We start from the raw sequence: 14,274 nt of genomic DNA, 5'->3' as shown, positions 1-14,274 counted from the left end.
GCAGCCTTCGGCAGCTGCTACGGGTGGAGTGTCCGAACCGCTGCCCTTGCCACAAAAGAGTGCGTCAGCCGACCCGCCACGGGGCATCCCCCTCGCCACATGCGCTCCAACCCTCTACCCTGAGGTGATTGGCAGGCCACGATCTGCCGCTTCAGGACGCCGAGCCTCATGTATAAAGATTTGAAATTCCCGGTCCTGATCGTCCACCGCGACATCAAGGCCGACACCGTTGCCGGTGATCGTGTGCGTGGCATTGCCCGGGAGCTGGAGCAGGAAGGTTTCAGTATCGTTTCAGCGGTCGATTACACCGAGGGGCGTCTGGTCGCCTCGACCCATCACGGCCTTGCCTGCATGTTGATTGCCGCTGAAGACGCCAGCACCCACGCGCATCTTCTGCACAACATGGCCGAACTGATCCGCCTGGCGCGGGTTCGGGCGCCGGACCTGCCGATCTTCGCCCTGGGTGAACAGGTCACCCTGGAAAACGCCCCGGCTGACGCCATGGCCGAGCTCAATCAGCTGCGCGGCATTCTCTATTTGTTCGAAGACACCGTGCCATTCCTTGCCCGTCAGGTTGCCCGTGCGGCGCGCAAGTACCTGGACGGCCTGTTGCCGCCGTTCTTCAAGGCGCTGGTGCAGCACACCGCCGACTCCAATTATTCCTGGCACACGCCGGGGCACGGCGGCGGTGTGGCGTATCACAAAAGCCCGGTGGGGCAGGCGTTTCACCAGTTTTTCGGGGAAAACACCCTGCGTTCGGACTTATCGGTGTCGGTGCCGGAACTCGGTTCGCTGCTCGATCACACTGGCCCGCTGGCTGAGGCGGAAGCGCGAGCGGCTCGCAACTTCGGTGCCGATCACACCTTTTTCGTGATCAATGGCACCTCGACAGCCAACAAGATCGTCTGGCATTCCATGGTGGCACGCGATGATCTGGTGCTGGTGGATCGCAACTGCCACAAATCGGTGTTACACGCGATCATCATGACCGGCGCGATTCCGCTGTACCTGTGCCCGGAGCGCAATGAGCTGGGGATCATTGGCCCGATTCCGTTGAGTGAGTTCAGCCGCGAATCAATCCAGGCCAAGATCGACGCGAGCCCGCTGACCCAGGGCCGCGAGCCCAAGGTCAAGTTGGCGGTGGTGACCAACTCGACTTATGACGGCCTCTGTTACAACGCCGAACTGATCAAACAGAGCCTGGGCAACAGCGTCGAGGTGCTGCATTTCGACGAGGCCTGGTTCGCCTACGCGGCATTCCACGAGTTCTTCGCCGGCCGTTATGGCATGGGCACGTCCCGCAGCGAAGACAGCCCCTTGGTGTTCACCACTCACTCCACACACAAACTGCTGGCGGCGTTCAGCCAGGCGTCGATGATTCACGTTCAGGACGGCGGTGCACGGCAGCTGGATCGCGATCGTTTCAACGAAGCGTTCATGATGCACATCTCGACCTCGCCGCAGTACAGCATCATCGCCTCGCTGGACGTGGCCTCGGCGATGATGGAAGGGCCGGCCGGTCGTTCGCTGCTACAGGAAATGTTCGACGAAGCGCTGAGTTTTCGCCGGGCGCTGGCCAATCTGCGCCAGCATATCGCCGCCGATGACTGGTGGTTTTCCATCTGGCAGCCGCCCTCGGTCGAAGCCATCGAGCAAGTGGCCGCCGAAGACTGGCTGCTGCAACCCGACGCCGATTGGCACGGCTTTGGCGGCGTGACCGACGACTATGTGCTGCTCGACCCAATCAAGGTCACGCTGGTGATGCCGGGGCTGACGGCGGGCGGCGCGCTGAGTGCGCGCGGGATTCCGGCGGCGGTAGTCAGCAAGTTCCTCTGGGAGCGTGGGCTGGTCGTGGAAAAGACCGGGCTGTATTCATTCCTGGTGCTGTTCTCGATGGGCATTACCAAGGGCAAATGGAGCACGCTGCTGACCGAATTGCTGGAGTTCAAGCGCAGTTACGACGCCAACGTCAGCCTGGCCACCTGCCTGCCGTGCGTGGCGCAACAGAACATGGCCCGATATCAAGGCATGGGGTTGCGCGATCTGTGCGATCAATTGCACGCCTGTTATCGCAGCAACGCCACGGCTAAACACCTCAAACGCATGTACACGGTGTTGCCGGAAGTCGCGATGAAGCCAGCGGACGCCTATGATCAATTGGTACGCGGGGAAGTGGAGGCCGTTTCGATCGATGCCCTGGACGGGCGGATCGCGGCAGTGATGCTGGTGCCATACCCGCCAGGGATCCCGTTGATCATGCCCGGTGAGCGTTTCACCGAGTCGACCCGCTCGATCATCGATTACCTGAAGTTTGCCCGGGCGTTCGACAGCAGCTTCCCCGGGTTTGTCGCCGATGTGCATGGCTTGCAACATGAAGACGAGGGCAATGGACGGCACTACACCGTCGATTGCATCAAGGAATGAGGACCTTTGCGAGTATGCAGCCTGTCATGAATCCCAAATACCCGGGCCTCTCGGTGCGTGTCGCCGATGAGGGTTTTGCGGCTTATATCTGGGGCAGTGATTTCAGTTTTGAAGTCGCCGCCTATGGCGCAGCAGAAATCGGCAGGCCGGTGGCGCAGTGGCCGGTGACGCCAATCACCCCGTATCGCAAGTGCTACGGCATCGATCCCGAAGAGTTCAGCAGTTTTCGCGATGCCGCCGACAGTGCGATTTTCATGGCTTATCTGGATGATGAGCCGGTGGGCCACCTGGTGGTCAGCACCAACTGGAACGGTTTCGCCCATATCGATGAATTGGCGGTGCATGCACCGGCGCGTCGCCATGGCGTGGCCAAGGCGTTGCTGGACGTAGCGCAGTTCTGGAGCCGCAAGAAAAAGCTGCCGGGCATCATGCTGGAAACCCAGAACAATAATCTTGGGGCCTGCCGGCTGTATGAACGCTGTGGCTACGTGGTTGGCGGGATCGATCATCTGCGCTATCGCGGGATCGACCCGAACACCGCCGAAGTCGCATTGTTCTGGTATCGATTGTTCGATAACCCGCTGGAAAAACCGATCAGCTCGCCAGCATCGCCACGGCTTGTTCCGTGATGATGTCCAGCAGCGTCTGAACCGCTGGAGAGGGCTCGGCGTTTTTCAGGCGCAAGGCATAGACGCTGACCGGCACCGCAGGCGCCAGCGGGCAGGCATCGAGCCCGGCCGATTTGGCGCCGAGGGCGGTAAACGGATCGACAATCGCCAGGCCTTCACCGGCCTCGACCATGCTGCGCATCATTTGATGCGTCTGCACCCGGGTCTGGATGACCGGGGCAGGGCGCAGCGCATGCAGCTTGTTGTCCAGCGCCGGGCTGAGCGGGTCGTGACCTTCCAGGCCAACCATTGACTGGCCGGCCAGGTCTTGCAGCGAGATGTACTTTTGTTTCGGTTGCAGCCAGCCATGGGGTGCCAATAGCTGGAGCTTGCCCTGGGCGATGACCTGGCAATCGATATCGGCGTGGTCCGGGTCGTGCAGGCTCAGGCCCAGATCGCTTTCGCGCAGCAGCAGGCTTCTGACAATCTCGCGGGTCGGTTGGCTCAGGAGGGTGCAAGGTGCATCGGGGAGGCGTCGGCGCAGCGCCGCGATGCTCTGCGGCAACAGTTGTTGCGCCAGCGGCGGGGTGCAGATGATTCGCAGGGGCGGGGCCAGATATTGCTTGAGGCTGCTGGCCAGTCGCTGGACCGGCTCAAGGGCCTCGTAGACGCGGGCGATCTCGACCTGCAACTCCCGCGCCTCGCGCGTGGCTTGCAGACGGCCACGCACGCTGGCAAACAGCATGAAACCCAACTGATCCTCGGCATCGCGCAGCGTGCGTTCAACCTCGGTCACGGGCAACTGCAACCATTCGGCGGCGGTGCCCAGGTGACCGGTCTGCAGGAGCGCCTGGATCACTTCGATATGACGTAAACGCATGCGTGAAGTCCATGTTCAGCAGGTGAGGGAGTCAGTGACTGAATCCTAACTCAAGTGCGCGCATATGACTTCTGCTCATAACAGCGGGTTATGAAGCGACGTTCGTTTCAGGTTCGCGAATGAGGGTGACACCGGTTTGCACCAGCACAAACGCGTTGTCGTCGAGTTTGTTGACCCGATCGCCAATGGCCAGTTTATAGGTGGTGACAGGCGCAGAGCCGGCGAGGCCGTCGTGCGACAGGGTGGATTCCTGGAACTCATGCACGGAATAAACACGGCCTTCCGCGTCTCTTGCATGGAACTGACCGACGAGTACTGCTGCCATCTGCTTAGAACCTCTGGAGATAAATCACTCAATTTGCGGTTCTGTAGACCGTGGTTGGGCGAGGTAAGTTTTCCTACAGGAAAAAAATAGTCAGGGGCGGCGATTTTCCGTCGCCCGCTGGTTGAATCGTCATTTGATCATCTATAACTAGAAGCTCTTTCCATCGAACAGTCGAGTATCTTCCATGAGCAACGTCTACGAGATCGCCGTTCTGGTCGGCAGCCTGAGAAAAGCATCGATCAACCGCAAGGTCGCGCTGGCGCTGGCCGAGCTGGCGCCTGCCAATCTGAAGCTGACGATCGTCGAAATCGGCGATTTGCCGCTGTACAACGAAGACATCGATGGCGATTCACCGCCGGCAGCCTACAGCACTTTCCGACAACAGGTGCGTTCATCCGACGCGGTGCTGTTCGTGACCCCGGAATACAACCGTTCGGTGCCGGCGCCGTTGAAGAATGCGATTGACGTCGGTTCGCGTCCCTATGGCCAGAGTGTCTGGGACGGCAAGCCGGGTGCGGTGATCAGCGCTTCACCGGGCGCCGTCGGCGGATTTGGCGCCAACCACAATGTGCGCCAGTCGATGGTGTTTCTCAATGTACCGTGCATGCAGCAGCCGGAAGCTTATCTGGGCGGCGCGGGTTCAGCGTTCGACGAGGCGGGCAAGTTGTCGGAGTCGCTCAAGCCGTTCCTGCAGAAATTCATCAATGCGTATGCGCAGTGGGTCGAGCAGCATAAAAAGCCATGACCGCTTCCTTTTAGCTCGTAGCGGCTGCCTCGCAGGCTCGGCAGCTGCTACATCAGGCATTTCATCCCACCTTCACTTTACGGCCTATTCAAACCTCCCTATATTCCGCGCTTCGTTTTTCCGTCGGGCTGGAACCGGGTTTATATGCTCATCGCATCGTTGATTTTTTTGCTGACCATCACCCTGGTGATCTGGCAACCCAAAGGCCTGGGCGTCGGCTGGAGTGCAGTATTCGGCGCGGTACTGGCGCTGCTGTCCGGGGTGGTGCACCTGAGCGATATTCCGCTGGTATGGCAGATCATCTGGAATGCCACCGGCACCTTCGTTGCGCTGATTATCATCAGCCTGCTGCTGGATGAGGCGGGGTTCTTTGCCTGGGCCGCGTTGCATGTGGCTCGTTGGGGGCGGGGCAGCGGGCGCAAGCTTTTTGCTTATATGGTGCTGCTCGGCGCACTGGTGTCGGCGTTGTTCGCCAATGACGGCGCGGCGCTGATTCTCACGCCGATCGTGATTTCCATGCTGCTGGCGCTGCGTTTTTCCCCGGCGGCGACACTGGCGTTCGTGATGGGCGCCGGTTTCATCGCCGACACCGCGAGCCTGCCGCTGGTGGTGTCGAACCTGGTGAACATCGTTTCCGCGGACTTCTTCAAGATCAGTTTCAACCGCTACGCTGCGGTGATGATTCCGGTCAATCTGGTAAGCGTGGCGGCGACCCTGGCGATGTTGATGGTGTTTTTCCGTCGCGACATCCCCCGTGATTACCATCCCGAGCAATTGGCAGACCCGGCCACCGCGATTCACGACACCGCGACGTTTTATGCCGGTTGGGTCGTGCTGGTGATTCTGCTGCTCGGCTGCTTTGCCCTCGAGCCGCTGGGCATTCCGATCAGCGCGATTTCCGCGGTGTGCGCCGCGTTACTGCTGGCCATTGCCGCCCGTGGCCACAAGATTTCCACGCGCAAAGTCATGAAAGAAGCGCCGTGGCAGATCGTGATTTTTTCCTTAGGCATGTACCTGGTGGTGTATGGCCTGCGCAACGCCGGGCTCACCGGGTACCTGGCTGGTTGGCTGGACGGTTTTGCCGGTTACGGCGTGTGGGGCGCGGCCATGGGCACCGGGGTGCTGACGGCGTTGCTGTCATCGGTGATGAACAATCTGCCGACCGTGCTGATCGGCTTGCTCTCGATCGATGCCAGTCAGGCGACCGGCGTGGCGAAAGAGGCGATGATCTACGCCAACGTCATCGGCAGCGACCTGGGGCCGAAAATCACCCCGATCGGCAGTCTGGCGACCTTGCTGTGGCTGCATGTGCTGCAGCGCAAGAATATCCGGATTGGCTGGGGCTACTACTTCAAGGTCGGGGTTGTGCTGACGGTGCCGGTGTTGTTGGTGACGTTGGCGGCCTTGGCGTTGCGGTTATCCATTTAGACCGGGCGGACACTGCAAGCGCTCAACCACTGCCCGGCACATTCGGCCAAAGATCGGACACCAGAAACAGCCGCTCGGCCTCTTCCCAATCCCCTTTGGCATTCTCTGTCAGCCGCACCATCAATTGGGCGGGTGCCAGCGGGTCCAGATCGCTCAGCCACGTGTCCAGCTGTTCAGCGCTCCAGGTCTGCTCCTTGGGATAGTGCGCCGGCGCCAGCCAGGCGTGGCGGGGCAGAGGTTGCCAGCGACCGAACGGACGCTGCACGACAAACTCCGCCCAGTCCTTCTGGTGCAGCCAGCTACCGCGCAGATGCTGAGGGTGTGCGCCACTCGGTGGTTCGGCCTGCCCTGGCCACGGATAGAGCAGATAACCGCCCAGCCATAGATGCGCGCTGAACTGCTGGATATCCAGCGACGCCAGCACCTCACGGCTCTCCGCCCGCGCGGAAATCGGTAATTGATGCCGGCTCAGGTGTTCCAGTTTGCGGTCCAGCCGATCATGACAACCCGGTCCGAGCCACTGCGCGGCGTCATGGCCGTCACCGTTCTGCGGGCCGAGGTAGAGCTTGATCGCCAGTTCCAGATGATGCACGCCATCGCGATCGCGCAGCAGCATGTCCAGTTCACCCAAGGTGTGGCCTTCACGGCGGATCGGCATGTTGGCGGCGATCAGCTCGATCCCCGGCGCGTGCCGCACGGCGTACTGCCACAGCCGTTCGTAGTACAAACCCAGGCGCCGGGTCCTGGCCTGGGCCAGCCAGTGCAGCAAATCGTAACTGTCACGATCCAGTTGCCTGAGCCAGTGTTCCAGGCGCTCCGGCGCCTGCACCCAATCACTGCCGGCCAGGGGGTGACGCTGCGGCCACGGGGTGGCGTCGAGCATCGGCGGCGCGAGGATGACCCAAGCCAGGTCGCGCACTTCAGGGTGGCGCAACTGGTGAGGTAACTGGAGCAAGTCTGGAAATAGGATCATCTTGCGAGCATAGCCCGAAACTAGAGCACACCGTTGTAGCTGAAAGGGTTTTGTCTACGCCGCGCTTTCGCCCATAATCGTGTTTTTCGCCGCCACACGCGTTAGGGGCCTCATGGAGCAATTTCGTAATATCGGCATCATCGGTCGCCTGGGCAGTTCTCAGGTGCTGGATACCGTCCGCCGACTGAAACGGTTTCTGCTCGATCGTCACCTGCACGTGATCCTCGAAGACACCATCGCCGAAGTCCTGCCAGGCCATGGCCTGCAAACTTCGTCGCGCAAGATGCTCGGTGAAGTCTGTGACATGGTGATTGTGGTCGGTGGTGACGGCAGCCTGCTGGGCGCTGCCCGGGCGCTGGCCCGGCACAACATCCCGGTGCTCGGCATCAACCGTGGCAGCCTGGGATTCCTCACCGATATTCGCCCCGATGAGCTGGAAGTCAAAGTCGCCGAAGTGCTCGACGGCCATTACCTGGTGGAAAACCGTTTCCTGTTGCAAGCCGAAGTCCGGCGCCACGCCGAGGCCATCGGCCAGGGCGATGCGCTGAACGATGTAGTGCTGCACCCCGGCAAGTCGACGCGGATGATCGAGTTCGAGCTGTACATCGACGGCCAGTTCGTTTGCAGCCAGAAGGCCGACGGCCTGATCGTTGCCACGCCGACCGGTTCGACCGCCTACGCGATGTCTGCGGGCGGCCCGATCATGCATCCCAAGCTCGACGCTATTGTGATTGTGCCGATGTACCCCCATACCTTGTCGGGTAGGCCGATTGTGGTCGATGGCAACAGTGAGCTGAAAATCGTCGTGTCCAAAGATATGCAGATTTACCCGCAAGTCTCCTGTGACGGGCAGAACCACTTCACCTGCGCGCCCGGTGACACCATCACCATCAGCAAGAAAGCGCAGAAGCTGCGGCTGATTCACCCACTCGACCACAACTACTACGAAGTCTGCCGGACCAAGCTCGGCTGGGGCAGCAAGTTGGGTGGTGGAGGCGACTGATGCTCGATCCCGCGCGTAGCTACGACCTGATCGGTGACGTGCACGGTTGCGCTCTGACCCTTGAGCACTTGCTCGACCGGCTCGGTTACCACAAACAGGCAGGTGTCTGGCGGCATCCGTCGCGCATGGCGGTGTTCCTCGGCGACATCATCGACCGCGGCCCGCGGATTCGCGAGGCGCTGCACATCGTCCACGACATGGTCGAGGCCGGCCAGGCGCTGTGCATCATGGGCAACCATGAATTCAACGCCCTCGGCTGGAGCACGCCGGCGCTGCCGGGCAGCGGCAAACAGTTCGTGCGCGAGCACACCCCGCGCCACGCCCGACTGCTTCAGGAAACCCTGACCCAGTTCGAAGATCACCCCCAGGATTGGCACGACTTCCTGCAATGGTTCTACAAGCTGCCATTGTTCGTCGATGCCGAGCGTTTCCGCGTGGTGCACGCCTGTTGGGATGCCAGCCTGATCGAGCCGTTGCGCGGGTTGTTCCCCGACGGTTGCATCGACGAACACTTCCTCCAGGCCTCCGCGGTGCCGGGCAGTTTCGCCTGCACCGTGTTCGATCGTCTGCTGCGCGGCACCGACATGCGCTTGCCCCACGGCTTGACCATGACCAGCGGCGACGGCCTGACGCGCTCGTTCTTCCGCACTAAATTCTGGGAAGACGACCCGCAAACCTACGGAGACATCGTGTTCCAGCCCGACGCCTTGCCCGAGCCGGTGGCCCGCACGCCGCTGTCGTCCAGCGAAAAAGACAACTTGCTGCGCTACGGCATCGATGAGCCAATGCTGTTCGTCGGCCACTACTGGCGCAGCGGCAAACCGGCGCCGATCCGCCCGAACCTGGCGTGCCTGGATTACAGCGCGGTGCTCTACGGCAAACTGGTCGCTTATCGTCTGGATCAGGAAACCCGTCTCGACCCGCATAAATTTGTCTGGGTCGACGTCGAGCGGCCGGAGGTGTTGCAATGACGGCGGTGGCGGTATTGCGTCTACCACTGGCGGTAGATTTGAGCGGGTTCGTCAAACTGCTGCAGCGCATGCAAGTGCCCCATCGGGTCAGCGAAGAGGCGGGTGAGCAGGTACTGTGGGTACCGGCCAGCATCAGCGAAGACGTGCGCTCGTTGTACGAACGCTTTCCGGCCGGCGACCCCGATCAGCAACTGGATATCCCGGTGGCGCCGACCCTGCAACGTCCGGGTTTTGTCGAGCAGTTGCGACACAGCAAGGCCACGGCGTTCGTGCTGTTGCTGAGCCTGATCGTCGGCGTGGTGACGTTGCTGGGCGAAAACCTCGAGACGATGCGCTGGCTGACCTTCCTCGATTTCCGCGTGGTCGGCGAATACATCCATTTCACGCCACTGGCCGATAGCCTGGCGGCGGGGCAGTGGTGGCGTCTGGTGACGCCGATGCTGATCCATTTCGGCATCCTGCACCTGGCCATGAACGGCATGTGGTATTGGGAACTGGGGCGGCGCATCGAGTCGCGGCAGGGCAGCATCAACCTGATCGGCCTGACGTTGCTGTTCAGCCTGGTATCCAACTATGCCCAGTTCCTTTTCAGCGGCCCGACCCTGTTTGGCGGGTTGTCCGGGGTGCTGTACGGCCTGCTCGGGCATTGCTGGATCTTCCAGCTGTTGTCGCCGAACCCGGCTTATCGCCTGCCCCGAGGGGTGTTGGTGATGATGCTGGTGTGGCTGTTGCTGTGCCTGTCGGGGCTGGTCTCGATGATCGGCTTCGGCGAGATTGCCAACGCGGCCCACGTCGGCGGGTTACTCATCGGATGCTTCACCGGTTTGTTGGGCGGTTTGTACAACCGCCGTAAACTGGCCGTCTAAACAGTTATGAATAAAGAGCGCGGAGCCCTTGATGTCCTCTTTTAACGAAATGATCAAAAACATCACCCCGGATATCTACCAGAGCCTGAAACTGGCGGTGGAAATCGGCAAATGGTCCGACGGCGGTAAACTCACCGCCGAGCAGCGCGAACTGTCCCTGCAAGCGATGATCGCCTGGGAAATCCAGAACCTGCCCGAGGAAGAGCGCACCGGCTACATGGGCCCGCAGGAGTGCTCGTCGAAGTCGATCGAAGTGCCGAATATCCTGTTCAAGTCGGATGCCATCCATTGATCGAGATTGGCCGCGGTGCAATCAGCAAAATGTCGGCGCGCCTTGACGGGCCGAACGTGCAGTACGCTTTTCGTCTGGGCGACGCCGAGGTACCGGTCAATCCTTTGATCGGCACCACGGTGCGCCTGGAGTACCTGGGGGCGATCCACTGCACCCATTGCGGACGCAAGACCAAAACCAGTTTCAGCCAGGGTTACTGCTACCCGTGCATGACCAAACTGGCCCAGTGCGACATCTGCATCATGAGCCCGGAGCGTTGCCACTACGACGCAGGCACTTGCCGGGAGCCTGAGTGGGGCGAGAAGTTCTGCATGACCGACCATGTGGTTTACTTGGCCAATTCGTCGGGGATCAAGGTCGGCATTACCCGCGCCACCCAACTGCCGACCCGTTGGCTCGATCAGGGCGCCAGCCAGGCCTTGCCGATCGTGCGCGTCTCGACCCGCCAGCAGTCGGGCTTCGTCGAAGACCTGTTCCGCAGTCAGGTCGCTGACAAGACCAACTGGCGTGCTTTGCTCAAGGGCGATGCGGTGTCGGTGGACCTGGCGCAGGTTCGCGATCAGCTGTTTGAAAGCTGCGCCGAAGGTTTGCACAGTTTGCAGGAACGATTCGGCCTACAAGCAATCCAGACGATTACCGATGTCGAACCTCTGGAAATCCGCTATCCGGTCGAGCAGTACCCGGCCAAAATCGTCAGCTTCAACCTGGACAAGAACCCGATTGCCGAAGGCACACTGTTGGGGATCAAGGGTCAATACCTGATTTTCGACACCGGCGTGATCAATATTCGTAAATACACGGCCTACCAACTCGCCGTGCATCAGTAAGGACTCCAGCATGCGCACCGAACAACCGAAGATGATCTACCTGAAGGACTATCAGGCGCCTGAGTACCTGATCGACGAGACGCACCTGACCTTCGAGTTGTTCGAGGACCACAGCCTGGTCCATGCGCAACTGGTGATGCGCCGCAACCCTGAGCGTGGCCCGGGCCTGCCGCCATTGGTGCTCGACGGCCAGCAACTCGAGCTGTTGTCGGTGACCCTGGCCGACCAGGAGCTGAGCGCCGCCGACTACCAACTGACCGAGAACCATCTGACCCTGCACCCGACCGCAACAAGCTTCACGGTCGACACCAGCGTCCGGATCCACCCGGAAACCAACACCGCTCTGGAAGGCCTGTACAAATCCGGCACCATGTTCTGCACCCAGTGCGAGGCCGAAGGTTTCCGCAAGATCACCTATTACCTCGACCGCCCGGATGTGATGAGCACGTTCACCACCACGGTGGTCGCCGAGCAGCACAGCTATCCGGTGCTGCTGTCCAACGGCAACCCGATTGCCTCCGGTCCCGGTGAAGACGGCCGCCACTGGGCGACCTGGGAAGACCCATTCAAGAAGCCTGCCTACCTGTTCGCGTTGGTGGCCGGTGACTTGTGGTGTGTCGAAGACACCTTCACCACCATGACCGAGCGCTCCGTGGCGCTGCGCATTTATGTCGAGCCAGAAAACATCGACAAGTGCCAGCACGCCATGAACAGCCTGAAGAAGTCCATGCGTTGGGACGAAGAAGTCTACGGTCGCGAGTACGACCTGGACATCTTCATGATCGTTGCGGTCAACGACTTCAACATGGGCGCCATGGAAAACAAGGGCCTCAACATCTTCAATTCCAGCGCCGTGCTGGCCCGCGCCGAAACCGCTACCGACGCCGCACACCAGCGGGTCGAAGCGATCGTCGCCCACGAATACTTCCACAACTGGTCGGGCAACCGCGTGACCTGCCGCGACTGGTTCCAGCTGTCGCTCAAGGAAGGCTTCACCGTGTTCCGCGATTCGGAGTTCTCGGCCGACATGAACTCGGCCACGGTCAAGCGCATCCAGGACGTGGCGTACCTGCGCACCCACCAGTTCGCCGAAGACGCCGGCCCCATGGCCCACGCCGTGCGCCCGGACAGCTTCATCGAGATTTCCAACTTCTACACCCTGACCGTGTACGAAAAGGGTTCGGAAGTGGTCGGCATGATCCACACCTTGCTCGGGGCCGACGGTTTCCGCAAAGGCAGCGACCTGTACTTCGAGCGCCATGACGGCCAGGCCGTGACCTGCGATGACTTCATCAAGGCCATGGAAGATGCCAATGGCGTCGACCTGACCCAGTTCAAACGCTGGTACAGCCAGGCCGGCACACCGCGCCTGGCGGTGAGCGAGTCCTACGATGCCGCAGCGAAAACCTACAGCCTGACCTTCCGCCAGAGCTGCCCGCAAACCCCGGACAAGGTTGAGAAGCTGCCGTTCGTGATTCCGGTGGAGCTGGGTCTGCTTGATTCGAAAGGCGCGGCGATTGCATTGCGTCTGTCCGGTGAAGCCAGTGCTCAAGGCACTTCGCGGGTGATCTCGGTGACTGAAGCCGAGCAGACTTTCACTTTCGTCGACATTGCTGAAAAACCGCTGCCGTCGTTGCTGCGCGGCTTCTCGGCGCCGGTGAAACTGAGCTTCCCGTACGACCGCGATCAACTGATGTTCCTGATGCAGCACGACAGCGACGGTTTCAACCGTTGGGATGCCGGCCAGCAGTTGTCGGTGCAGGTGCTGCAAGAGTTGATCGCCCAGCAGCAGAAGGGCGAGGCGCTGGTGCTGGATCAGCGTCTGGTTGCAGCGCTGCGTACCGTGCTGTCCGACGAGACGCTGGATCAGGCCATGGTCGCTGAAATGCTCTCGCTGCCAAGCGAGGCGTACCTGACCGAAATCAGCGAAGTGGCTGATGTCGAAGCCATCCACACCGCTCGCGAATTTGCGCGCAAGCAACTGGCGGACACTTTGTTCGAAGCACTATGGCTGCGTTATCAGGCCAATCGCGATCTGTCGAAGAAGACTCCGTATGTGGCCGAAGCCGAACACTTCGCCCGTCGCGCCCTGCAGAACATTGCGTTGTCCTACCTGATGCTCAGCGACAAGCCAGAAGTATTGGCGGCGACCCTTGAGCAGTTCGACAGCTGTGACAACATGACCGAGCGCCTGACCGCGTTGGCCGTGTTGGTGAATTCGCCGTTCGAAGCGCAGAAAGCCAAGGCACTGGCGAGCTTCGCCGAGCACTTCAAGGACAATCCGCTGGTCATGGATCAGTGGTTCAGCGTTCAGGCCGGCAGCACGTTGCCCGGCGGTCTGGCGCGGGTCAAAGCCTTGATGCAGCACCCTGCGTTCAATATCAAGAACCCGAACAAGGTGCGGGCACTGGTCGGCGCATTTGCCGGACAGAACCTGATCAACTTCCACGCGGCGGATGGTTCCGGGTATCGGTTCCTGGCGGATCTGGTGATTGAGCTCAACGGCTTTAACCCGCAGATTGCTTCTCGCCAACTGGCGCCGCTGACCCGCTGGCGCAAGTACGACAGCGCCCGTCAGGCGTTGATGAAAGGCGAACTGGAGCGGATTCTCGCTTCGGGGCAGCTGTCCAGCGACGTGTACGAAGTGGTCAGCAAAAGCCTGGCCTGATCTGGTTGCCTGCTCTCTCAAGTGTTCACTCGGACCTTGTGGGGGCGGGCTTGCTCGCGATGGCGGCCTGATAGCCGACCGGGATTTTTGATGGAGTACATATCCATTTCTGCGGTAACGGCTACTTAGGGTTTCGCCCTTACGGCGAGGCACTTTTGGCAAACGCCCCAAAAGTACCCAAAAGGTCTCGCCCCAAGCGTCCGGCCCCTCGCTGAGGCTCGGCGTTCCTTCGCTCCGGTATCCATCTGGGGGCATCGCCCTACG

At 60.9% G+C, this 14,274-nt stretch carries 13 protein-coding genes; 10 read left to right on the top strand and 3 right to left on the bottom strand.

Annotated features, from left to right (window positions below; all coding sequences use genetic code 11):
* Positions 1 to 168: 168 nt before the first annotated feature.
* Both AC1RL4_RS26110 and AC1RL4_RS26105 read left to right on the top strand, forming a co-directional pair.
* Complete coding sequence (locus AC1RL4_RS26110) at positions 169 to 2,424, top strand: Orn/Lys/Arg family decarboxylase (protein WP_018929620.1); 2,256 nt, start codon at positions 169 to 171, stop codon at positions 2,422 to 2,424.
* Positions 2,425 to 2,438: 14 nt separating this feature from the next.
* Positions 2,439 to 3,053, top strand: a complete 615-nt coding sequence (locus AC1RL4_RS26105) for a GNAT family N-acetyltransferase (protein WP_028940455.1) — start codon at positions 2,439 to 2,441, stop codon at positions 3,051 to 3,053.
* Here AC1RL4_RS26105 and AC1RL4_RS26100 read toward each other — a convergent pair.
* Both AC1RL4_RS26100 and AC1RL4_RS26095 read right to left on the bottom strand, forming a co-directional pair.
* Complete coding sequence (locus AC1RL4_RS26100; RefSeq protein WP_019579322.1) at positions 3,019 to 3,912, bottom strand: LysR substrate-binding domain-containing protein; 894 nt, start codon at positions 3,910 to 3,912, stop codon at positions 3,019 to 3,021. The two genes, AC1RL4_RS26105 and AC1RL4_RS26100, sit on opposite strands and share 35 nt — an antisense overlap.
* 88 nt (positions 3,913 to 4,000) lie before the next feature.
* Positions 4,001 to 4,237 (bottom strand): hypothetical protein, encoded by a 237-nt coding sequence (locus AC1RL4_RS26095; RefSeq protein ID WP_018929617.1) that lies wholly within the window; start codon positions 4,235 to 4,237, stop codon positions 4,001 to 4,003.
* A gap of 184 nt (positions 4,238 to 4,421) precedes the next feature.
* Between AC1RL4_RS26095 and AC1RL4_RS26090 the strand changes: the two genes are divergently transcribed.
* Positions 4,422 to 4,982 carry an NADPH-dependent FMN reductase gene (locus tag AC1RL4_RS26090; protein WP_018929616.1) on the top strand — a complete coding sequence of 187 codons (561 nt, stop codon included), beginning with the start codon at positions 4,422 to 4,424 and terminating at the stop codon, positions 4,980 to 4,982.
* A gap of 144 nt (positions 4,983 to 5,126) precedes the next feature.
* A complete protein-coding gene (locus AC1RL4_RS26085) occupies positions 5,127 to 6,410 on the top strand; it encodes an arsenic transporter (protein ID WP_018929615.1) in 1,284 nt (427 codons plus the stop codon).
* 22 nt (positions 6,411 to 6,432) lie between these two features.
* Here the strand turns inward: AC1RL4_RS26085 and AC1RL4_RS26080 are convergent, their stop codons facing one another.
* The gene (locus AC1RL4_RS26080) at positions 6,433 to 7,383 is read right to left on the bottom strand and encodes a DUF1853 family protein (protein ID WP_096480095.1); all 951 of its coding nucleotides are present in this window, start codon (positions 7,381 to 7,383) and stop codon (positions 6,433 to 6,435) included.
* Between the two features lie 112 nt (positions 7,384 to 7,495).
* Here AC1RL4_RS26080 and AC1RL4_RS26075 point away from each other — a divergent pair, with 112 nt between their 5' ends.
* Genes AC1RL4_RS26075 through pepN form a run of 6 tightly spaced genes read left to right on the top strand, consistent with a single transcriptional unit; the run spans position 7,496 to position 14,010 of the window.
* Positions 7,496 to 8,386: an NAD(+) kinase gene (locus AC1RL4_RS26075; RefSeq protein WP_060540504.1), complete on the top strand. Its 891-nt coding sequence runs from the start codon at positions 7,496 to 7,498 to the stop codon at positions 8,384 to 8,386.
* Positions 8,383 to 9,357 carry a metallophosphoesterase gene (locus AC1RL4_RS26070; protein ID WP_172901237.1) on the top strand — a complete coding sequence of 325 codons (975 nt, stop codon included), beginning with the start codon at positions 8,383 to 8,385 and terminating at the stop codon, positions 9,355 to 9,357. The genes AC1RL4_RS26075 and AC1RL4_RS26070 overlap by 4 nt, the downstream gene beginning before the upstream one ends.
* On the top strand, positions 9,354 to 10,223 hold the full coding sequence (locus tag AC1RL4_RS26065; protein WP_019579319.1) for a rhomboid family intramembrane serine protease: 870 nt from the start codon (positions 9,354 to 9,356) through the stop codon (positions 10,221 to 10,223). The genes AC1RL4_RS26070 and AC1RL4_RS26065 overlap by 4 nt, the downstream gene beginning before the upstream one ends.
* A 31-nt stretch (positions 10,224 to 10,254) precedes the next feature.
* Positions 10,255 to 10,515, top strand: a complete 261-nt coding sequence (locus AC1RL4_RS26060) for a YeaC family protein (protein ID WP_007906784.1) — start codon at positions 10,255 to 10,257, stop codon at positions 10,513 to 10,515.
* Positions 10,512 to 11,342 (top strand): DUF2797 domain-containing protein, encoded by an 831-nt coding sequence (locus AC1RL4_RS26055; RefSeq protein WP_018929611.1) that lies wholly within the window; start codon positions 10,512 to 10,514, stop codon positions 11,340 to 11,342. Before AC1RL4_RS26060 ends, AC1RL4_RS26055 begins: the two co-directional genes overlap by 4 nt.
* Before the next feature lie 10 nt (positions 11,343 to 11,352).
* Positions 11,353 to 14,010 (top strand): aminopeptidase N, encoded by a 2,658-nt coding sequence (pepN, locus tag AC1RL4_RS26050; protein ID WP_019579316.1) that lies wholly within the window; start codon positions 11,353 to 11,355, stop codon positions 14,008 to 14,010.
* Positions 14,011 to 14,274: the final 264 nt, after the last annotated feature.

This window comes from Pseudomonas sp. GW822-FHT07A10, assembly GCF_058798795.1.
The sequence above is the reverse complement of the archived record's forward strand: the minus strand, read 5'-3'. Positions and strand labels throughout refer to the sequence as shown.

What these genes read in the sequence shown, in the direction of transcription:
- AC1RL4_RS26065 (WP_019579319.1), top strand. Translation starts at nt 9,354, where the DNA reads ATGACGGCGGTGGCGGTATTGCGTCTACCACTGGCGGTAGATTTGAGC.
- pepN (WP_019579316.1), top strand. Translation starts at nt 11,353, where the DNA reads ATGCGCACCGAACAACCGAAGATGATCTACCTGAAGGACTATCAGGCG.
- AC1RL4_RS26100 (WP_019579322.1), bottom strand. Translation starts at nt 3,912, where the DNA reads ATGCGTTTACGTCATATCGAAGTGATCCAGGCGCTCCTGCAGACCGGT.
- AC1RL4_RS26110 (WP_018929620.1), top strand. Translation starts at nt 169, where the DNA reads ATGTATAAAGATTTGAAATTCCCGGTCCTGATCGTCCACCGCGACATC.
- AC1RL4_RS26105 (WP_028940455.1), top strand. Translation starts at nt 2,439, where the DNA reads ATGCAGCCTGTCATGAATCCCAAATACCCGGGCCTCTCGGTGCGTGTC.
- AC1RL4_RS26060 (WP_007906784.1), top strand. Translation starts at nt 10,255, where the DNA reads ATGTCCTCTTTTAACGAAATGATCAAAAACATCACCCCGGATATCTAC.
- AC1RL4_RS26075 (WP_060540504.1), top strand. Translation starts at nt 7,496, where the DNA reads ATGGAGCAATTTCGTAATATCGGCATCATCGGTCGCCTGGGCAGTTCT.
- AC1RL4_RS26090 (WP_018929616.1), top strand. Translation starts at nt 4,422, where the DNA reads ATGAGCAACGTCTACGAGATCGCCGTTCTGGTCGGCAGCCTGAGAAAA.
- AC1RL4_RS26080 (WP_096480095.1), bottom strand. Translation starts at nt 7,383, where the DNA reads ATGATCCTATTTCCAGACTTGCTCCAGTTACCTCACCAGTTGCGCCAC.
- AC1RL4_RS26095 (WP_018929617.1), bottom strand. Translation starts at nt 4,237, where the DNA reads ATGGCAGCAGTACTCGTCGGTCAGTTCCATGCAAGAGACGCGGAAGGC.
- AC1RL4_RS26085 (WP_018929615.1), top strand. Translation starts at nt 5,127, where the DNA reads ATGCTCATCGCATCGTTGATTTTTTTGCTGACCATCACCCTGGTGATC.